This window comes from Klebsiella aerogenes KCTC 2190 (genome assembly GCF_000215745.1).
GTDB classification, from domain to species: domain Bacteria; phylum Pseudomonadota; class Gammaproteobacteria; order Enterobacterales; family Enterobacteriaceae; genus Klebsiella; species Klebsiella aerogenes.
This window is the reverse complement of record NC_015663.1, coordinates 2655851-2675434: the sequence shown is the minus strand read 5'-3', so window position 1 is coordinate 2675434 and position 19584 is coordinate 2655851. Positions and strand designations below refer to the sequence as shown.

Below are 19584 nucleotides of genomic sequence, written 5' to 3'. Positions count from 1 at the left end.
AACAACGTTATTATTAGACTGGCGGATCGAGACTAATGCGTTTAAACCTTGATGTACTTTTGATTCTTGATGCTCTGGATAGGCATGGCTCGTTCGCGCTGGCGGCGGAGTCGCTATTTAAAACCCCCGCCGCGCTGAGCTATATGATCCAAAAACTGGAAAACGATCTAAACATCAGTCTACTGGATCGTTCCGGACACCGGGCGAAATTTACCGATACCGGTAAAATGATGCTGGAAAAGGGGCGCCTGCTGCTCAATGCCGCCAACGATCTGGAAAAACAGGCGCAGCTGCTGAGTTCCGGATGGGAGCGGGATCTGGCGATTGCGCTGGACGACTCTTTCCCTTTCCAGGCGCTATTGCCGCTGATTGAAAAGTTTTACGCGCAATATCCGCAAACCCGGCTCAACTTTACCCACCATACCCTGGCGGGCTCGTGGGAAGAACTGACTCACAACGGCGCGGATATTATTCTTGGGGCGATTAACGAACCGCCGACTTCAGCGGAATGGTCGTGGAAAATGCTCGGCGCGATGGACAACGTGTTCGTTGTCGCGCCCGGCCACCCGCTGGCGGCAACGACCCAGCCGCTGACCAACAAACAACTCAGCCTGCATCGCGCGGTGGTTATTAGCGATAGCGCCCGCTACTGTCATCCACTGAACAGCAACCTGCTCGATGAGCAGGAGCAAATCCGGGTAGATGATTTCGCCACCAAAGTCGCGCTCCTGCGCGCCGGTTTGGGATGCGGATTCCTGCCCCGCCACATCGCCCTCCCGTGGCTGGAGAGCGGTGAGTTGCTGGAGAAACCGGTGATTTCGAGCCGTGAGAAAGATATAACCTATATGGCCTGGCGTAGCGGCAATAACGGTCTGGCTCAGCGCTGGTGGCGAGAGGCTATTCTCGAAGATAGCTGTCTGAGCCAGCTCTACCGTTAACGGCTACACCAGACGCTTGCGGAAATCGCGGGCAAACTCAGCACATCATCGTGCATCTCGCCCGCGCCTTCTTTTCGCTGCCACGTTTTCCCCTCCAGCAAAGGCGATGCGTCGATTACCACCTCGCAGGCATGACCGCGGTTTATCGCCACCAGCACCCGCTGCTGTTTGTAAACGCGAACAAAGACCACCACGTTATCTTCCGCATAGATGACCTGGCAGCCGCCATAGCGCAGCGCCTGATGCCCCTTACGCAAGGTGGTCATACGCTTATATAACGCCAACAAGTTTTCATCCTGCAGCGCCGGATCCCATGGGAAGGGTTTACGGCAGAAGGGATCGTTGTTGCCATCGACGCCGACTTCGTCACCATAGTAAATACACGGAACGCCCGGCCAACAGAACAGCCAGACCACCGCCAGCGGCAGTCGCGCCACATCCTTACCCAGCAAGGATTTAAAACGTGCGGTATCGTGGCTGTCCAGTTGGTTAAACATCCGCAATTGCTGCTGATGCGACAGCCCGGCGCGATAGTTGTCCATCCACGCCATACAGGTTTGCGCATCGATGTGCTGCGGATCGTAGGAAATATCGGTATTGGCGAGGAAGCCCCACAGCGGGAAGGTAAAACCGCGATAGTTCATCGCCGCGTCTTCGGCATCAGCCTGCAGCCACTGACGCGCATCGCCAAAATGTTCGCCGAATACAAAAGCCTCCGGCTGCTCCCGCTTCGCCGCCTGGGTGATACCAGCAATATGACGCAGGTTATTACGCGCGCCGCCATCCTCGCCCAGCATATGCACCACGTCCAGCCGCCAGCCGTCCATACTCCACGGCGCTTTTAACCAGTGGCGCACCACGCTGTCTTCACCCGCATAGATTTCGTTAACCAGGCTCGATGAACGGTAGTCAAGTTTTGGCAGACTGGCGTAACCCAGCCAGTTATGCGCCACCCCGTCCGGGGAAAAATTAAACCACTCACGCCACGGTGAATCCGGCTGATGGCAGGCGCCGTTGCTCGCCTGCTGGTGGCGATCGAACCACGGGTGCGAGTCACCGGTATGGTTAAACACGCCGTCGAGGATCAGGCGCATCCCTTCACGCTGCGTATTGTGGCGCAGGCGCAGCAGCGCGGCATCGCCACCGAACTGCGGATCGACACGGCGATAATCAGCGGTATCGTATTTATGTACGCTGGGCGCGACGAATACCGGATTGAGATACAGCGCGGTCACGCCAAGCTGCTTCAGATAAGGAAGCTTCTCGCTAATACCGTCGAGGTCGCCGCCATAAAAGGTCGAACCGCCCGCCTCGCCGGTTAACGGCTCATCCCACGCTTTTAGCACAATATCCTGGCCGGCCGCATGGTGGTAATAAACCTCGTCCTGCCCGGCTTCTCGCGCCTCGCTACGGGCGAAACGATCGGGGAAAATTTGATAAAAGACCTGATCGGGGACCCACTGCGGGCCGCTATCCGGCACATCGACCGCAAACTGCTCCAGCCTCGCGGGCGGGAAACGCTGGAATCCCTGCGGCGTAAACCACAACTGACGGTCCGCCCACAGCAGCTTAAAGCTATAGCGGCGGCGCGGCTGGCCGTTCATCAGGTTTATCTCTCCACGCCAGGCGACGACATCGGCGTGTGGGGATTGGCGCAGGCGCTGCATGGGCAACGACAGCTCTTCATTGTCTTCTTCTGCGCGCAGCGTAATTCGCTGTGGCATTGTTTCGCCGCTTAGCCACAATGTGATAACGAGTCGTTCCTGCTGCTCTTTAATAAAAGGAGCAACCGGCAGGTGCCAGGCCTTCAACATCATCATTCCTCTTTTTGCGTAATGGCCACACCTTGCCACAGTGAACAGGCGTATAACTCATCATCAATAGAATAATTGGGGGAGGAGAAAGGAGGAGGATGTGATTTTCCGGGCCGCGGCAAAGCCGGACCCGGAAGAGTGGAGAATTACTGCGCCTGCGCTAACTGGCGATCGCGGCGGGTCTTAATTTTCCAGCCAACCAGCAGCAGCACGATCCACGCAAAGCCGACGTACAGCGAAATGCGGGTATCCGGATGGTAGCCGATAAGCGCGATGATAAAGACCAGGAACAGCAGGCCGACCACGGTGGTGGCCACGCCGCCCGGTACTTTAAACTTCAGCGCTTTCACCTCTTCCGGCGACAGGCGGCGACGGAAAGCGATTTGCGACAGCAGGATCATAATCCACACCCACACAGTGGCGAAGGTCGCCAACGACGCAATCACCAGGAAGACGTTTTCCGGCATGATGTAGTTGAGATAGACCGCAAACAGCAGCGCCACGGTCATCACCAGCACCGTCACCCACGGCGTACCGCGACGCGACGTTTTGGCGAACACTTTCGGCGCGCTCCCCTGCTCGGCCATTCCGTGCAGCATACGGCCAACGCCGAATACGTCGCTGTTAATCGCCGATAGCGAGGCGGTTAACACCACGAAGTTCAGGATGCCGGCGGCAAAGGTAATTCCCATATGCTGGAAGGTCAACACGAACGGGCTGCCGTTAGTCCCCACCAGGTTCCAGGGATAGATAGACATAATGACGAACAGCGTCCCCACGTAGAACACCAGGATACGCATCGGCACCGAATTAATCGCCCGCGGAATGGATTTTTCCGGATCCTTCGCTTCACCGGCGGTGATACCGATAATCTCAATTCCGCCGTAGGCGAACATCACCATCTGCAGCGACATCACCATCCCCAGCCAGCCGTTACTGAAGAAGCCGCCGTTACTCCATAAGTTATGAATACCGGTTGGCTGACCGCCGTTGCCGATACCCCAGATGATGATGCCGAAACCGGCAAGGATCATGATGATAATCGTGGCGACTTTAAAGAATGAGAACCAGAACTCCAGTTCGCCGAACACCTTCACGCTCATCAGATTGACGGCGCAGATAATCAGCACCACGCTTAGTACCCATATCCAGTGCGGCACCGCCGGGAACCAGACGCCCATATAGATACCGAAGGCGGTCACGTCGGCAATCGCGACGATCAGGATTTCAAAACAATAGGTCCAGCCGGTGATATAGCCGGCCAGCCCGCCGAGGTTCTCCTGCGCATAACGTGAGAAAGAGCTGGCGGAAGGGTTATGCACCGACATTTCGCCCAGCGCGCGCATGATGATATACGCCGCCACGCCGCCGATAATGTATGCCAACAATACGCTCGGCCCCGCCATTTTAATGGCGTCTGCCGAACCATAGAACAGGCCGGTACCAATAGCGGAACCAAGGGCCATAAAGCGAATGTGCCGGGTACTTAGCCCGCGCTTAAGCTTGTTACTACTTTCCATCGTGTTCCATGCCGTTTTTCTCGTTTGTGCTTTGCGGGGGCAAAACGCAAAAGGGAATGACCAAAAAAACAAAAAACCACGGGACCTTAAGTCCCGTGGTTAAACACCTGCGTAAAGCGTCGGTTAGTGGGCTTTTGAGACCACCGGGCTACCCGCTGCGCGATCGATGATCGCGGCCAGCACAGCCATCACCGCGGTTGGCAGCAACCATGCCAGACCTTGCGCTGCCAGCGGCAGGCTCGCGGTCCATTGCGGCAGGATATCTGCGAACGCCGATGCTTTAACACCGTCAATGATACCAAACATCAGGCTGATAAACATTGCCGGCGCGATAACGCGGGAGGAATTATGCCACCAACCGCGGGTAAAGCTTAATACCACCAGTGCGATACACGGCGGATAAATAGCGGTTAACACCGGAATCGAGATCTGAATCAGATGGCTGAGCCCCAGGTTAGAAACCGCCATGGAGAACAGGCCGAGAATAAACACCAGCGAACGATACGACAGCGGCAGATACTGCGCGAAGAACTCAGCGCAGGCGCAGGTCAGGCCAACCGCGGTGACCAGACAGGCGATAAATATCAATGCCGCCAGCAGGAAGCTGCCCGCGCCGCCGAAGGTATGCTGCACGTAGGAGTGCAGAATAGCCGCGCCGTTTGCCGACTGATCGACCAGCGTCGCGCTATCGGAACCCAGGCGGAACAGCGCCAGGTACAGCAGCGTCAGGCCCACGCCGGCCATCAGACCAGCCCAGACGGTGTATCGGGTCAGCAATCGGGCTTCGCTAACGCCGCGGGAACGCGCGGCATTGACGATAACGATACCAAAGACCATCGCCCCCAGCGTGTCCATGGTCAGATAACCATTGACGAAACCATTAGAGAACGGCGCGGTACGATAGGCTTCCATCGCGTCGCTAATCGGGCCAGCCGGCCAGATAACCGCAGCCACCGCGAGCACGACCAGGGCGATAATTTTCAGCGGCGCCAGGAAATTGCCGACGGTATCCAGCAGTTTGCCCGGATAGAGGGAAACCAGAATCACCAGCGCGAAATAGATAACGCTATAGATAAGCAGCGGCAGCGCGCCGTCGCCGGTCAGTGGAGCAATCCCCACTTCAAATGAAACGGTTGCGGTACGCGGGGTCGCGAACAGCGGCCCAACCGCCAGGTAGCACACCACGGCCAGCAGAATGCCCGCAACTTTGCCGATTGGCGAGCTCAGACGCTCAACGCCGCCGCCGACTTTCGCCAGCGCGACTACCGTTAGCACCGGCAAACCCACGGCGGTAATCAGGAAGCCAATGGCTGCGGTCCAGACGTGTTCGCCGGCCTGTAAGCCAACCATCGGAGGGAAGATAATGTTGCCTGCGCCAACGAACAGCGCGAAGGTCATAAAGCCCAGCGCGATGATGTCGCGAGATTTTAACTGATGGGTCATAAATTCATTACTGCCTGTGGATGTGGTGTTGTAAAAAACGGAAAAATACCGTGCCTTCCTTTCGGGATGATACAGCGGCCATTGCCTGTAAACTCAGCGAGATATGCTCTCGAAGCGGCGTGGAAAAGAATTGTTTTTTGAATTACCACGCAAAAGCAGTCTTACCGGGACTGCATAGGGGGCAATTTAAACGCTTATAACGTTTTAAAGCAAGGTGGGATCGTAAAACCAGATGATTATGCTAACTATGATTTTGAACCTGGATTAATTGACCATAACGACGCAAAACGCGTGGCTAATCATGCGAACAATAAATAACCAGGCGTTCGTTTAATACGCAACGAAAAGTTGACTGCAAATGAAAATGACCAGCCGAAGCTGGTCATTGGCAAGGAAAGCTGACAGACGCCGCGTCAGGCGACATTTTTGGCAATTAAACGTTCCGGCAACAGGAAGCTAAAGCGCGTTCCCTTCCCGACCGTACTTTCGATTTCCAGCCGGCTTTCGTGATGGCTAACCGCATGTTTCACAATAGCCAGCCCTAAACCGCTGCCGCCGGTTTGCCGGGAGCGCGCCTTGTCGACGCGGTAGAACCGCTCGGTTAGCCGGGGTAAATGTTCAGGCGCAATGCCCGGACCGTTGTCTTCAACGCTGAACAGCGCGCCGTGCGGCGCCCGCTGCCAGCTGACGTGAATCTCAGTTCCCGCTGGCGTATGGTTAACGGCGTTGTACACCAGATTGGAAATCGCGCTGCGCAACTGCTCTTCGTTGCCCATCACCTGGAGCGTTTCATCGACGCTAAAGTGCAGCTGATGCTTACCCTGGCTGAGGGTTTGCGCCTCGCGCTCAACCACCCGCAGCATCATCGGGACGTCGATTTTATCATTCATCGCCAGCACCGGCGCGGCTTCAATACGCGAGAGCGTCAGCAACTGCTTCACCAACCCTTCCATCCGCTGCGTTTGCTCACGCATGGTATGCAGCGCTTTTTCCCGCGTCGGCCCTTCCAGCACCTGCTCCTGCATCATCTCGAGATAACCCTGCAGTACGGTGAGCGGCGTGCGCAGCTCGTGGCTGACGTTGGCGAAAAAGTTGCGCCGCGCGCCTTCCAACTGGTGCATTTGCGTGACATCGCGCGCCACCATCAACCACTGTTTATCGCTATAAGGCATCACGCGAATTTCCAGATGACGGGCGTTATTGAGCACCAGATTAAGGGGCTTGGTGAAATCACGGTTTTTCAGATAGTTAGCAAACTCTGGGTAGCGCAGCAGGTTGAGGATATTCTGCCCGCTATCGTCCGGCCAGCGTAGATTAAGGATTTGTTGCGCCAGGCCATTACACCAGAAGATGGCGCCCTCTTCGGTGGTCAGCACCACCGCATCGGGTAAGGATTCCGCCCCGCTGCGAAAGCGCTTGATGAGGCTTCCCAGTTCGCGACGACGTTTTTTATTACGCATCTGCATTTGATGCAGACCATACAGCAGCGGTTCCCAACTGCCGCTTCCCGGCGGCGGCGTCATACTGCGATCGACCCACAGCCACCACGACAGACGTAACAAATTCCAGAAATGCCAAATAAGCAATCCGGTCACCGCCGCCAGTAAAAACCACGGCAGATGACCGAAAAACGCCCCGAGGATCAGGGCCGGTATACAACATAAGAAAAGCTCAAGCGCCAGCCTTTTCCATGACAGCCGTTCCAGCACGGGTCACACTCCTGTCAAAATTCAGAAACGGGCGGAGAAACGATATCCCGTGCCGCGAACCGTCTGTACCATCCGGTCATGGCCGCTATGTTCCAGCGCTTTGCGCAGGCGGCGAATATGCACATCCACCGTCCGGTCTTCAACGTAAACGTTGGTTCCCCAAACGTGATTCAGCAGCTGTTCACGGCTGTATACGCGTTCCGGGTGGGTCATAAAGAAGTGTAATAATTTAAACTCGGTCGGCCCCATATCCAGCGGGTTTTCACCGGTCATGACACGATGCGAGGAGGGATCCAGGCTCAGCCCCTGCATCTCAATCACCTCTTCGACCGCCATTGGCGAAATACGCCGCATCACCGCCTTAATTCGCGCCACCAGCTCCTTCGGCGAAAACGGTTTGGTAATGTAATCATCCGCACCGGTTTCCAGACCGCGAACGCGATCTTCTTCTTCGCCGCGCGCCGTCAGCATCACCACCGGAATATCGCGGGTCATCGCTTCGCGCTTAAGCTGTTTAATAAACTGTAGCCCCGATCCGCCCGGCAACATCCAGTCAAGGAGAATCAAATCGGGCCAGGGTTCATTGAGTTGATTCACCGCACTGTCAAAATCTTCCGCCTCGACGGGCTGAAAGCCGTTTTGCTCCAGAACAAAGCAGACCATTTCGCGGATTGGAGCTTCATCTTCAACGACCAGAATTCTTCTCGCCATTATTTACCCTGTGTTTTTTAGCCATCAGTATAGAAGTGCGCGGCCATTATGCGTCAGATTTGTGACAGATTTATGAAAAAATGACCGTCTGATGAATGCGGATTTTGAATGATGACACGCACTTAACGCATCCTGTCTCGCGGTAATATGGCAAAAGGAATACGGGCGGCGGGATCAACGTTATAATGGCCGCCTGGCTTTTATCGCAACGGAATTTTTATGCGCATCCTTCATACCTCCGACTGGCACCTCGGCCAGAACTTCTATAGCAAAAGCCGCGCGGACGAACACGCCGCCTTTCTCGACTGGCTGCTGGCGCGCGCGCAGGAACACGAGGTGGATGCCATTATCGTCGCTGGCGATATTTTTGATACCGGCTCTCCGCCGAGCTACGCCCGCGAACTGTATAACCGTTTTGTCGTTCAACTGCAGCAAACCGGCTGCCAGTTGGTGGTGCTGGCGGGCAACCACGATTCGGTGGCGACGTTAAACGAGTCGCGCGAAATACTCGCCTTCCTGAAAACCACCGTGGTCGCCAACGCCGGCCACGCGCCCTTTATCTTGCCGCGGCGCGACGGCGCGCCCGGCGCGGTCTTCTGCCCGGTGCCGTTTTTGCGCCCGCGCGAACTGGTGGTCAGCCAGGCTGGCCACTCCAGCGGCGAAAAACAGCAGCAGTTGCTCACCGCCATCAGCGACTACTATCAGCAGCAATATCAGCAGGCCTGCGATCTGCGCGGCGAACGGGCACTACCGATTATTGCCAGCGGCCACCTCACCACCGTCGGCGCCAGCAAAAGCGACGCGGTCCGTGAAATCTATATCGGCACCCTCGACGCCTTCCCGGCCAACCGCTTTCCGCCCGCCGATTACATCGCGCTCGGCCATATTCATCGCGCCCAGTTGGTTGGCGGCTGCGAGCATATTCGCTACAGCGGTTCGCCGCTGCCGCTGAGTTTTGATGAAACCGGAAAAAACAAAAGCGTTAATCTGGTCTCATTCAGCGAGGGCAAGCTCAGTGAAGTCACCCCGCTAACGGTGCCGATCACCCAGCCGCTGGCGGTACTGAAAGGCGATTTCGCCAGCATCACCGAACAACTTCAGCAGTGGCAGGATAGCGCGCAGCAGCCGCCGGTATGGCTGGATATCGAAATCACCAGCGATGAATACCTGCACGATATCCAAAGAAAAATTCAGCAGCAGACCGAATCGCTGCCGGTGGAAGTGTTGCTGGTGCGTCGCAGTCGCGCCCAGCGTGAACGCATTCTGGCCGGCGTTCAGCGGGAAACGCTGAGCGAACTGCAGGTCGAAGAGGTGTTTGCCCGCCGCCTGGCGCTGGAAACTCTTGATGCTCCACAGCAACAGCGGCTGGAGCAACTGTTTACGGAAACGCTGCATAGCCTGAACGGTGAGGAACGCCTGTGAGAATCCTGAGCCTACGCCTGAAAAACCTTAACTCGCTGAAAGGCGAATGGAAAATCGACTTTACCGCTGAACCGTTCGCCAGCAATGGGTTATTCGCGATTACCGGGCCGACCGGCGCCGGGAAAACCACCCTGTTAGATGCTATCTGTCTCGCGCTGTACCACGAAACGCCGCGCCTGAGCAGCGTATCGCAATCGCAAAACGATCTGATGACCCGCGACACCGCCGAGTGCCTGGCGGAAGTTGAATTTGAGGTCCGGGGCACCGCCTATCGCGCCTTCTGGAGCCAGAACCGCGCCCGCAACCAGCCGGATGGCAATCTACAGGCGCCGCGCGTTGAGCTGGCGCGCTGCGACGACGGGAAAATTCTTGCCGACAAGGTCAAAGATAAACTGGAGCTGACGGCATCAATTACCGGCCTCGACTATGGGCGCTTTACCCGTTCAATGCTGCTTTCGCAGGGGCAATTCGCCGCTTTCCTCAATGCCAAACCGAAAGAGCGCGCCGAGCTGCTGGAAGAGCTGACCGGGACTGAAATTTACGGGCAAATTTCCGCGCAGGTCTTTGAAAAACATAAACTCGCCCGCATTGAGCTGGAAAAGCTGCAGGCGCAGGCCTCCGGCGTCGTACTGTTAAATGATGAGCAGCAGCAGGCGTTACAGCAAAGTTTGCAAGTACTTACTGCTGAAGAACAGCAGCAGCTTGCCGAACAGACCCGCCAGCAAAATGGCCTACAGTGGCTGCGCCGCCGTCAGGAGCTAAACGCGGAAGCCACCCAGGCGCAGGCTGCTTTACAGCAGGCGCTGCTGGCGCAGGAAGCCGCCGCGCCGCAGCTGGCGGCGCTACAAACCGCGCAGCCTGCAGAGCAACTGCGTCCATTATGGTCGCGGCTGCAGGAACACAGTAGCGCGCTGGCGCAAACTCGCCGTCAGGTTGAGGAAGTAAATACTCGCTTACAGCACAATCTGCGCCGTCGCGCCGGGATCCGCCTGGCTGCCCAACAACGTCTGGCTCAACTAGAATCCAGCCAGCAATCGTTAAATGAGTGGCTTAAAGCGCACGAGCGATTCCACCAGTGGAGCACGGCGCTGGCAGGCTGGAAAGCCACCTTCCAGCAGCTTCACCGCGACGCTCAGCAAGAGTTGACGCTACGACAGCGCCTGCAGGATGCCAGCCGTAAGCTCGGCGAATTGCCGGCCACTGCGCTGACTCTGGATGGAGAACAGGTTAGTCGCGAGCTGACACAGCATGCTGCTGCCCGCCCGCTGCGTCAGCAGCTCTCAACCCTCCATCGCCAGCTGCAGCCGCTGTTCCTGCGTCTGCGGCAGCTACAGAGCGCGGAAAACGCCTCACAGCAGGAAAAAGAGAAGCTTGAAGCCGCGCTACAACAGCGTCGTCAGGCGTGGAAGGAAAAAAATCAACAGCTCAGCGATGTAAAAGCCATCTGCGAACTGGAAGCGCGTATCGCCGGGCTGGAAGCCGAGCGCGCCCGCCTGCAGCCGGGCGCGCCTTGTCCACTGTGCGGTTCTGAACATCATCCGGCGGTCGCGGAATACCAGGCGCTGGTGCCCGGCATCAACCAAACTCGCCGCGACGCGCTGGAGCGTGACGTGCGACAGCTGGCGGAAGAAGGCGCGCAGCTGCGCGGCCAGCTTGAAGCGTTGCTTAAACAACAACAAAAAGACGCTGACGAGAAAACATCGCTTCTGCAGCAGGAGCAAGCGCTCACCTCTCAATGGCAAGCCACCCTCGCGGAATTAGCGATTACGCTGACGCCGCAGGATGATATTGCTGGCTGGCTGGATAGCCAACAGCAGCATGAACAGCAGCTGTATCAGCATCAACAACGGCTGGCCTGGCAGGCGCAACAGCAGGAGAGCCAGCTGCAGCTGCAGCAGTTACAGCAGGATCTCGAACAGCGCCGTCGCACGCTGCAGGCGGAGCTGGACGTTTATACCCTGGCGCTGCCGCCTGCCGCGGAGGCTAACGACTGGCTGGCCCAGCGTGAAGCCGAAACCCGCGGCTGGCAGGCGAAACAAAATGAAGCCGCCGCGCTGCAGGAACAGCGCCAGCAGCTAACGCCGCTGCTGGAAACCCTGCCTGAGTCAACGGAAGCCGCGGATCCCGCGCCGCTGGAGGGCTGGCGGCAGGTGCATGATGATTGCCTGGCGCTACAGAGCCAGTGGCAAACGCTGGGCCAGCAGGAAAGCCAGCAGCAGGCGCAGGTGAAGGAAAGCGAAAAGCAGTTTACCGCCGCGCTGGCCGCCAGCCCGTTTGCCGACCAAACGGCCTTTCTTGCCGCTTTGCTTGACGAGGCAACCCGCCAGCGGCTGGAACATCTCAAGCAGACGCTGGAAAAAGAAGTTCAACAGAACCAAACGCTGGCCCTGCGGGCGCAGACGTCGCTTGAACGCCATCAGCAACAGCCGCCCGCCGATATTGATATTAACCAGCCGCTGGAGCAGCTAGAGAATAGGCTGGAGCAACTGGCACGCCAGTTGCGGGAAAACAGCGCCCGTCAGGGTGAGATCCGCCAGCAGTTGAAGCAAAACAGCGATAACCAACAGCGCCAGCAATCATTACGTCAGCAGATGGAACAAGCCGCGCAGCAGGTCGAAGACTGGGCCTGGCTGAATGCGCTCATCGGTTCAAAAGAAGGCGATAAGTTCCGTAAATTCGCCCAGGGGCTGACGCTGGATAATCTGGTGTGGCTGGCTAACCAGCAGCTCAACCGCCTGCATGGCCGCTATTTGTTGCAACGTAAAGCCAGCGAGGCGCTGGAGCTGGAAGTGGTGGACACCTGGCAGGCCGACGCGGTGCGCGATACCCGCACGCTTTCCGGCGGCGAAAGCTTCCTTGTGAGCCTCGCGCTGGCGCTGGCGCTATCTGACCTGGTGAGCCATAAGACGCGGATTGATTCGCTATTCCTTGATGAAGGATTCGGCACCCTCGATAGCGAAACGCTGGATACCGCGCTGGATGCGCTCGACGCGCTTAACGCCAGCGGCAAAGTGATTGGCGTGATTAGCCACGTCGAGGCGATGAAAGAGCGCATCCCGGTGCAGATTAAAGTGAAGAAGATAAACGGTCTGGGATACAGCCGGTTGGAAAAAGCGTTTGCGGTGGAGTGAAGTCTTCCCCTCATCCTAACCCTCTCCCCACAGGGGAGAGGGAATGAGATCACAGCGGCCACAGCCATGCCGCGCCGCGTACGCCGCTGGAATCGCCGTGCATCGCCCGGCGAATCGGCGTCTCGCATTCTCCACCGAACACCCACTGCTTCACCAGCCCCGGTACCGTTTGATACAGGCGTTCGACATTGCTCATCCCGCCGCCTAACACAATGACATCCGGGTCGAGGATATTCACCACATGCGCCAGCGATTTCGCCAGCCGCTGCTCGTAGCGGCTCAGCGCCAGTTCGGCCTTTTCGTCACCTTCACCCACCAGGCGCATAATCTCGCTGCCGGTTAACGGGTTTCCGCTCAGCCGCTGATAGTCGGTGGCGAAGCCGGTGCCGGAAATAAAGGTTTCAATACACCCCTGCTTGCCGCAGTAACAAGGCACTTGCTGACGATAGCGCAGCTCATCTTCATCCATCCACGGCAGCGGGTTGTGCCCCCATTCGCCGGCGGTGCCATTGCCGCCGATATGCGCGCGCCCGTTCAACGCCACCCCCGCGCCGCAGCCGGTACCGATAATTACCGCAAACACGGTTTGCGCACCAGCGGCCGCGCCATCGACCGCCTCCGAAACCGCCAGGCAGTTGGCGTCGTTGGCAAGCCGGACCTCACGATTGAGGCGCAGGCTGAGATCTTTATCGAAGGGCTGGCCGTTCAGCCAGGTCGAGTTGGCGTTTTTCACCACCCCGCTATACGGCGAAATCGAGCCGGGGATGCCCATACCGACGGTGCCGCGCTGCCCGGTCGCCTGCTCGGCCATCTCCACCAGCGAGGCAATCGTCTCGATGGTCTGGCGATAATCCTCCCGCGGGGTTGGCAAGCGGTGGCGAAATAACTGCTGGCCCTGCTCACTCAGGGCGATAACTTCTGTTTTTGTTCCACCTAAATCAATACCAATACGCACAGTCTGCTCCTCACCCCGATTAACAATGCAAGCATAGCGACAATTCGCTATCATGCCCGCCTGATTTAACGACAAAGCCGTGGAAATTATCATGCTGTGGTTCAAAAATTTAATGGTTTACCGTCTGAGCCGCGATATCGAATTGCGCGCCGAAGAGATGGAAAAACAGCTGGCCGAGCTGACATTTACCCCTTGTGGCAGCCAGGATATGGCGAAAACCGGTTGGGTATCGCCGATGGGATCGCACAGCGACGCGCTGACGCATACGGCAAACGGCCAGATCGTTATCTGCGCCCGTAAAGAAGAAAAGATCCTGCCGTCGCCGGTGATCAAACAGGCGCTGGAAGCAAAGATCCTCAAGCTCGAAGCCGATCAGGGCCGCAAGCTGAAGAAAACGGAAAAAGACTCGCTGAAAGATGAAGTTCTGCACTCGCTGCTGCCGCGCGCCTTTAGCCGCTTCAGCCAGACGATGATGTGGATCGATACCGTCAACGGCCTGATTATGGTGGACTGCGCTAGCGCGAAGAAAGCGGAAGATACGCTGGCGCTGCTGCGTAAAACGCTGGGCTCGCTGCCTGTAGTACCGCTGACGCTGGAAAATCCGATCGAGCTGACGCTGACCGAATGGGTGCGCTCCGGTAGCGTGGCTCAGGGCTTCCAGCTGCTTGACGAAGCCGAATTGAAAGCGATGCTGGAAGATGGCGGCGTGATCCGCGCGAAGAAACAGGATCTGGTGAGCGATGAGATCGCCGTACATATCGAAGCGGGTAAAGTGGTCACCAAACTGGCGCTCGACTGGCAGCAGCGTATCCAGTTTGTGATCTGCGACGACGCATCGATTAAACGTCTGAAGTTCTGCGACGAATTACGTGACCAGAATGAAGATATTGACCGCGAAGATTTTGCGCAGCGTTTTGACGCCGACTTTATCTTGATGACCGGCGAACTAGCGGCATTGATTCAAAGCCTGGTTGAAGGACTGGGCGGCGAAGCCCAGCGCTAACGCGCTACCTTCCTGCCGGGCCCGGAAAGTGGACGCGGCAGGAAGGCGCTTAAATTACAGATAACGGCACAGGTAGGAAGTCGGTTCCGCCACCTGCAGGTGGAATTCGCTATTACCCGGCACGTTAAACACTTCGCCTGCCGCGTAAACTTTCCATTCAGTTTCACCCGGCAACAGTACGTTCAGCGCACCGCTGACCACGGTCATCTCTTCCGGCTGGGCGGTGCCAAAGGCGTATTCACCCTCTGCCATCACCCCAACGCTGGCGCGGCCGGTACTGCTGCTGGTGAAGCCGATAGATTTCACTTTCCCTGAAAAATACTCATTGCTTTGAAGCATAAACAAGACCTTATCATCGTTGGTTGAAGCTTCAATATAGGGGGCGCTCCTTGCCCCTGTCACGCAAAATTAATCGATAACGTCGGGTTAAACTAATAGTTCTGCCGCCAGTCGCGAAACCAGCACATTTGACAATAATACCGGGACATCCAGCGCCTTTTGTAATACGTCGCGGTGATGCTGATGATAACCAAGACAGTCGAGCACCAGTACATCCGCCCCCTGTTCGACTAAACCTCTTCCTGCATCCAGCAAATCGCTATCGCTGCCGCCCATCGGATTCGCCAGCGCATAGTAAGGCGTATTTTCTAAAGTGAGCCACTTTTGTCGCTGCAGGGGCAGGACTTCTTCAACGGGTACAATCACGCCCACCTGATGGCCATCGACAATCGATGCCACCAGCGGCGGAATAATCCGTTCAGGCTCAAGAAGGATAGCGTTGTGCGTCGCCAGGCCGCTCAACTGTTCGGAACTGAGAAGAAGAATGACATCATATTCCTGCCGATCCAGCATCTCGATAACGCAGCGCAGATCGCGCTCCACCTTTTGGCGGGAGACTTCCACCAGTTGGTTATCATTAAGTAAGGTCAGCAGCCCCTGGTCGCCGGATTCCACGGCATAATCTTCCATAACGTCTTCACGCGTCATTTTACCTAACAGGCTAATATGGGTGATCTGCTCTTCCCTGATATGTTCGGTTAACAGCGGCAAAACTTCCGCCACCGGCGCCACGCCAATGGTCAAAATTGCCATCGTTGCACTCATATCATGTACCTTTTCACTACCACTGCTTCAACACAGGCTTTTCACACACGACATCCGCCCCCCTGGTGAGTAAAAATCAACCGTCGAGAAGCGTAGCAGCTCAGCGCCGCTGCGGAATGTAAAGATTCCAGAAGCTTCAGAGTCGCTCCTGAAAAATCCGTGTGTTAGGTATTCATTAGTACCATTGATGAATTAAAAATGTGAGCTGGGCCCGGTATTGCTATCTTCATGACGAAAACCGGGCCGGGGGATTAGGTTTTCTCGGGATCTTCGTAACGCCGTTTGGCGTCTAACGCTTCCTGCTCGGAGGGATGCTCGCTGATCAGCGAATCGGGTGTCGGGTAATCCGCACGCAGCTGATACCAGGTGACCGTCTGACCCGCGGCGCCTTTTTCAACGGCGACAACGCGGGCTTGTCTCGGATAAGGAGGTCTGTTTGGCATTGTTCTTCCTTTTTCGGCTGTCAGAACAATTAAGTATAGGCCCCGCTTTCTTCCCTGACCCAGGTAAAATCCTAACTTACCGTCACATCGCACAGCATGGTCATAATCTGTTCAACCACCGCATCCGGCGTCGCGGTGGCGTCTACGGTATGATGGGCGGTTTCGCGGTACAGGGCTTCCCGTTGCGCCAGCACTTCGCCGACTTCCTCACGGACAGGCTTACCGGTCAGCGTTGGGCGTTGTTCCGCCTGCGGATAAGCTTCCAGCCGCTCAATCAAGGCGTTAACAGAAGCCTGCAGATAAATCACAATGCCGTTTTCACGCATATACAGACGATTGCGTTCAGCGAGAATAATCCCTCCGCCGGTCGCAATCACCGTATCCGGCAACGTAACGGCTTTCAGCGACAGCGTCTCCAGTTCACGAAAGCGCTCCCAGCCCTCTTGTTGCACGATTTCCGCTACCGTGCGTTTCTCATGGGCCTGTAAACGATGATCGGTATCGGAAAACTGGAAATGCAGCGCGCGCGCCAGGGCATGGCCGATCGTCGTTTTACCGCAGCCTCGCGGCCCGATGAGAAAAATTGGTTGTGTCATTACCGAAGACCCCCTGGTTCCGCGTGTCGCGGAGAAATAAAGGCGAAAAGTACGCCATGATACCTGCAAATGTCTGCCACGATAACCGTAAAATAATCGTTACATTTTTTAGGAAACCCTATTTACCACAGAGTTTGAATGGATTCCGCATGTAAACTTATCATTGCATTTAGTGTTATGCCAGCTTTACTTAAAGGCGAAGGATTATTTTTTATCCATCGTTTGCCGTAAACGGTAACACATTTCTGCACAGCTTTACGCTGCAACATATTTACAACACCGGCAGACCGTCGCACTCTGACGGTAAATGACCCGTGTGACAGAGGAATGTATCATGCAATCTGAAGAACAACGCCTTATTGATGGCCTGTTTTCCCGTTTAAAAGAGGCCGAGACGCACAGCGCATCGCGCGACGCCAGCGCCGAGGAGCGGATTGCCCAGCACGTAACCCAACAGCCGGCGGCCCCATACTATATGGCGCAAACTATCCTGATTCAGGAAGCGGCTATCAAACAGCTTAACGACCGCATTCAGGCGCTGGAGGCGCAGGTTAGCCAGCTGCAGGCGGCAAAACCGAGCAGCGGCGGGTTCCTGTCGGGCCTGTTCGGTGGCGGCCAGTCCCGCGGCGCCGATCCGATTCCAGGAGCCGAGCAATATGGCCGCCCGCAGACGAATAACGCTCAACCGCAGTATGCGCCACAGCAAAACTATGCCCCGCAGGCGGCAGGCCGCAGCGGCGGCGGCTTTATGGCGGGCGCGCTACAAACCGCGGCCGGGGTGGCAGGCGGCGTGGTGCTGGGCAATATGCTGACCAATATGTTCAGTGGTTCACATCCGCAGGAGATTGTGAACATCATCGATGAACAGCAGCCGCAGCAGCAACAAGATGTCAGCCCGGCGCTGGATAATAACGCCGCCGAGGATCCGTTCCGCCAGCAGGACGACCCTTTCCTGGCGGACAATAATACCTTCGACTCCGATTTCGACGCCGGCTTCGGCAATGACGATGATTTCGGTAGCGATGATGACAGCTGGGTTTAATCCTGCTGGCGTTTAACCGCAAGCAGCCACTTCTCCAACTCGGCGGCGAATAACTGCCGATCGCGCTGCGATAAACTATCCGGGCCGCCGGTCGGTACGCCGCTGGCCCGCATCGTCTCCATAAAATCACGCATCGTAAGGCGCTCGCGAATAGTCTCCTCACTGTAGCGCTCGCCGCGCGGATTCAACGCCGCACCTCCTTTCGCCAGCACTTCCGCCGCCAGCGGGATGTCAGCGGTGATCACCAAATCGCCCGGTTCACAGAGACGGACAATCTCGTTATCGGCAACATCAAAACCCTGCGCCACCCGTAGCGCGCGGACGTAGCGCGACGGCGGAACCCGCAGCGACTGGTTGGCGACCAGCGTCAGCGGCGTCTGCGTGCGTTCGGCGGCGCGGAACAAAATTTCTTTAATGACATTCGGACACGCGTCCGCATCTACCCAAATCGCCATTTCGGCTCCTGTCGTCGGCAAAGGTTGCGACATTGTCGCCTGCTTTTCTCCCCCAGAAAAGCGCCAGGATGATAAGCTAGTGAGATCGTAACGAAAAATGCAGAGGGGAAAGGTAATGGATAAGAAAATTGGCTTTATCGGCTGCGGCAACATGGGTAAAGCCATTCTCGGCGGCCTGATCGCCAGCGGACAAGTGCAACCGGCGCAAATTTGGGTCTATACCCCATCGCCGGACAAAGTTGCCGCCCTGCATGACCAGTACGGTATTAATGCGGCGGAAAGCGCGCAGGAAGTCGCTCAGGTCGCCGATATCGTCTTCGGCGCGGTGAAGCCGGGGATCATGACCAAGGTGTTAAGCGATATCGCTTCCAGTCTGAACAAAGATTCGCTGGTGGTCTCGATAGCCGCAGGCGTCACGCTGGATCAGCTGGCGCGCGCGTTGGGCCACGATCGCAAAATTATTCGCGCCATGCCGAACACCCCGTCGCTGGTGAACGCTGGGATGACCTCCGTGACGCCAAACGCGCTGGTCAGCACGGAAGAGATCGCCGAGGTGTTAACCATTTTCCGTTGCTTCGGCCAGGCGGAAACCATCGCCGAGCCGATGATTCATCCGGTGGTTGGCGTCAGCGGTTCCGCGCCGGCTTACGTCTTTATGTTTATCGAAGCCATGGCCGATGCCGCCGTTCTCGGCGGTATGCCGCGCGCGCAGGCCTACAAATTCGCCGCGCAGGCGGTGATGGGGTCAGCGAAGATGGTACTGGAAAGCGGCGAACATCCGGGCGCGCTGAAAGATATGGTCTGCTCTCCAGGCGGCACCACCATTGAAGCGGTTCGCGTACTGGAAGAGAAAGGTTTCCGTTCCGCCGTTATCGAAGCGATGGCGAAGTGTATGGAAAAATCAGAGCAACTGAGCCGTTCCTGATAATCCTGAAAGAGACTACGGGTGAGGCGCCACCGCCCCACCCGTCATCTTATTTCTTCAGGCAGGTACTCATAAACTTATTACGATCGTCACCCTTCAACGATTTCGACGACGCTTCTTTGCTACAAGCGCTCATCTTCTGCTGTTGAGGCGTCAGCGTCTTGCCGGTCGCTGGCGCATCTTTCTTCAGGCAATTGCTCATAAAGGTTTTACGTTCATCACCCTTCAGCGACTTTGACGCCGCTTCGGTATTACATGCGCTCATTTTCTGCTGCTGAGGCGTTAACGTTTTATCTGCGGCACTCACCGCGGCAACAAAGACCAAACCAAAAAGTAGGGTTACCAGAAATGTTATTTTCATCACACCATCCCT

General features: G+C 56.7%; 18 protein-coding genes. 6 read left to right on the top strand and 12 right to left on the bottom strand.

What is annotated here, in order from left to right; genetic code table 11:
- Positions 1-35: 35 nt before the first annotated feature.
- Complete coding sequence (locus EAE_RS12685) at positions 36-938, top strand: LysR family transcriptional regulator (protein WP_015704553.1); 903 nt, start codon at positions 36-38, stop codon at positions 936-938.
- Here the strand turns inward: EAE_RS12685 and malZ are convergent.
- The 5 genes from malZ to phoB form a co-directional block, all read right to left on the bottom strand.
- A complete protein-coding gene (gene malZ / locus EAE_RS12680; protein WP_047076832.1) occupies positions 935-2752 on the bottom strand; it encodes a maltodextrin glucosidase in 1818 nt (605 codons plus the stop codon). The genes EAE_RS12685 and malZ overlap by 4 nt on opposite strands.
- A 146-nt stretch (positions 2753-2898) precedes the next feature.
- On the bottom strand, positions 2899-4272 hold the full coding sequence (proY, locus tag EAE_RS12675) for a proline-specific permease ProY (RefSeq protein WP_015368010.1): 1374 nt from the start codon (positions 4270-4272) through the stop codon (positions 2899-2901).
- A 123-nt stretch (positions 4273-4395) separates the two neighbouring features.
- Entirely contained in the window at positions 4396-5715 is a 1320-nt protein-coding gene (brnQ, locus tag EAE_RS12670) for a branched-chain amino acid transporter carrier protein BrnQ (RefSeq protein WP_015368011.1), read from the bottom strand.
- Positions 5716-6128: 413 nt separating this feature from the next.
- Positions 6129-7424, bottom strand: coding sequence for a phosphate regulon sensor histidine kinase PhoR (gene phoR, locus EAE_RS12665; RefSeq protein WP_015704551.1), 1296 nt, complete (start codon positions 7422-7424; stop codon positions 6129-6131).
- Positions 7425-7445: 21 nt separating this feature from the next.
- On the bottom strand, positions 7446-8135 hold the full coding sequence (gene phoB / locus EAE_RS12660; protein ID WP_004099401.1) for a phosphate response regulator transcription factor PhoB: 690 nt from the start codon (positions 8133-8135) through the stop codon (positions 7446-7448).
- Between the two features lie 219 nt (positions 8136-8354).
- Between phoB and sbcD the strand changes: the two genes are divergently transcribed.
- Together sbcD and sbcC are read left to right on the top strand one after the other, a co-directional pair.
- Positions 8355-9557 carry an exonuclease subunit SbcD gene (gene sbcD / locus EAE_RS12655; RefSeq protein WP_015704550.1) on the top strand — a complete coding sequence of 401 codons (1203 nt, stop codon included), beginning with the start codon at positions 8355-8357 and terminating at the stop codon, positions 9555-9557.
- Positions 9554-12688: an exonuclease subunit SbcC gene (gene sbcC, locus EAE_RS12650; protein ID WP_015704549.1), complete on the top strand. Its 3135-nt coding sequence runs from the start codon at positions 9554-9556 to the stop codon at positions 12686-12688. The genes sbcD and sbcC overlap by 4 nt, the downstream gene beginning before the upstream one ends.
- 49 nt (positions 12689-12737) lie before the next feature.
- On the opposite strand, the gene mak is transcribed toward sbcC, so the two are convergent.
- Positions 12738-13643, bottom strand: coding sequence for a fructokinase (mak, locus tag EAE_RS12645; protein ID WP_015704548.1), 906 nt, complete (start codon positions 13641-13643; stop codon positions 12738-12740).
- A gap of 91 nt (positions 13644-13734) precedes the next feature.
- Between mak and rdgC the strand changes: the two genes are divergently transcribed.
- Positions 13735-14646: a recombination-associated protein RdgC gene (gene rdgC, locus EAE_RS12640; RefSeq protein WP_015368016.1), complete on the top strand. Its 912-nt coding sequence runs from the start codon at positions 13735-13737 to the stop codon at positions 14644-14646.
- 54 nt (positions 14647-14700) lie between these two features.
- On the opposite strand, the gene ppnP is transcribed toward rdgC, so the two are convergent.
- The 4 genes from ppnP to aroL all read right to left on the bottom strand — a co-directional run bounded on the left by ppnP (position 14701) and on the right by aroL (position 16789).
- Complete coding sequence (gene ppnP, locus EAE_RS12635; protein ID WP_015368017.1) at positions 14701-14985, bottom strand: pyrimidine/purine nucleoside phosphorylase; 285 nt, start codon at positions 14983-14985, stop codon at positions 14701-14703.
- An 87-nt stretch (positions 14986-15072) separates the two neighbouring features.
- Positions 15073-15750 carry an AroM family protein gene (locus EAE_RS12630; protein WP_015704547.1) on the bottom strand — a complete coding sequence of 226 codons (678 nt, stop codon included), beginning with the start codon at positions 15748-15750 and terminating at the stop codon, positions 15073-15075.
- Positions 15751-16001: 251 nt separating this feature from the next.
- Positions 16002-16193: a YaiA family protein gene (locus EAE_RS12625; protein WP_015368019.1), complete on the bottom strand. Its 192-nt coding sequence runs from the start codon at positions 16191-16193 to the stop codon at positions 16002-16004.
- Between the two features lie 71 nt (positions 16194-16264).
- Positions 16265-16789 (bottom strand): shikimate kinase AroL, encoded by a 525-nt coding sequence (aroL, locus tag EAE_RS12620; RefSeq protein ID WP_015704546.1) that lies wholly within the window; start codon positions 16787-16789, stop codon positions 16265-16267.
- Between the two features lie 334 nt (positions 16790-17123).
- Here aroL and EAE_RS12615 point away from each other — a divergent pair, with 334 nt between their 5' ends.
- A complete protein-coding gene (locus EAE_RS12615; RefSeq protein WP_015704545.1) occupies positions 17124-17831 on the top strand; it encodes a DUF2076 domain-containing protein in 708 nt (235 codons plus the stop codon).
- Here EAE_RS12615 and EAE_RS12610 read toward each other — a convergent pair.
- Positions 17828-18286, bottom strand: a complete 459-nt coding sequence (locus EAE_RS12610) for a YaiI/YqxD family protein (protein WP_015704544.1) — start codon at positions 18284-18286, stop codon at positions 17828-17830. The two genes, EAE_RS12615 and EAE_RS12610, sit on opposite strands and share 4 nt — an antisense overlap.
- A 115-nt stretch (positions 18287-18401) precedes the next feature.
- Between EAE_RS12610 and proC the strand changes: the two genes are divergently transcribed.
- On the top strand, positions 18402-19211 hold the full coding sequence (gene proC / locus EAE_RS12605) for a pyrroline-5-carboxylate reductase (protein WP_015704543.1): 810 nt from the start codon (positions 18402-18404) through the stop codon (positions 19209-19211).
- Between the two features lie 49 nt (positions 19212-19260).
- Here the strand turns inward: proC and EAE_RS12600 are convergent, their stop codons facing one another.
- Positions 19261-19572 (bottom strand): PsiF family protein, encoded by a 312-nt coding sequence (locus EAE_RS12600; RefSeq protein WP_015704542.1) that lies wholly within the window; start codon positions 19570-19572, stop codon positions 19261-19263.
- Positions 19573-19584 lie beyond the last annotated feature (12 nt).

Coding starts and splice junctions, on each gene's coding strand:
- EAE_RS12685 (WP_015704553.1), top strand. CDS start 36: ATGCGTTTAAACCTTGATGTACTTTTGATTCTTGATGCTCTGGATAGG.
- malZ (WP_047076832.1), bottom strand. CDS start 2,752: ATGTTGAAGGCCTGGCACCTGCCGGTTGCTCCTTTTATTAAAGAGCAG.
- proY (WP_015368010.1), bottom strand. CDS start 4,272: ATGGAAAGTAGTAACAAGCTTAAGCGCGGGCTAAGTACCCGGCACATT.
- brnQ (WP_015368011.1), bottom strand. CDS start 5,715: ATGACCCATCAGTTAAAATCTCGCGACATCATCGCGCTGGGCTTTATG.
- phoB (WP_004099401.1), bottom strand. CDS start 8,135: ATGGCGAGAAGAATTCTGGTCGTTGAAGATGAAGCTCCAATCCGCGAA.
- sbcD (WP_015704550.1), top strand. CDS start 8,355: ATGCGCATCCTTCATACCTCCGACTGGCACCTCGGCCAGAACTTCTAT.
- rdgC (WP_015368016.1), top strand. CDS start 13,735: ATGCTGTGGTTCAAAAATTTAATGGTTTACCGTCTGAGCCGCGATATC.
- ppnP (WP_015368017.1), bottom strand. CDS start 14,985: ATGCTTCAAAGCAATGAGTATTTTTCAGGGAAAGTGAAATCTATCGGC.
- EAE_RS12630 (WP_015704547.1), bottom strand. CDS start 15,750: ATGAGTGCAACGATGGCAATTTTGACCATTGGCGTGGCGCCGGTGGCG.
- EAE_RS12625 (WP_015368019.1), bottom strand. CDS start 16,193: ATGCCAAACAGACCTCCTTATCCGAGACAAGCCCGCGTTGTCGCCGTT.
- aroL (WP_015704546.1), bottom strand. CDS start 16,789: ATGACACAACCAATTTTTCTCATCGGGCCGCGAGGCTGCGGTAAAACG.
- EAE_RS12615 (WP_015704545.1), top strand. CDS start 17,124: ATGCAATCTGAAGAACAACGCCTTATTGATGGCCTGTTTTCCCGTTTA.
- EAE_RS12610 (WP_015704544.1), bottom strand. CDS start 18,286: ATGGCGATTTGGGTAGATGCGGACGCGTGTCCGAATGTCATTAAAGAA.
- proC (WP_015704543.1), top strand. CDS start 18,402: ATGGATAAGAAAATTGGCTTTATCGGCTGCGGCAACATGGGTAAAGCC.
- EAE_RS12600 (WP_015704542.1), bottom strand. CDS start 19,572: ATGAAAATAACATTTCTGGTAACCCTACTTTTTGGTTTGGTCTTTGTT.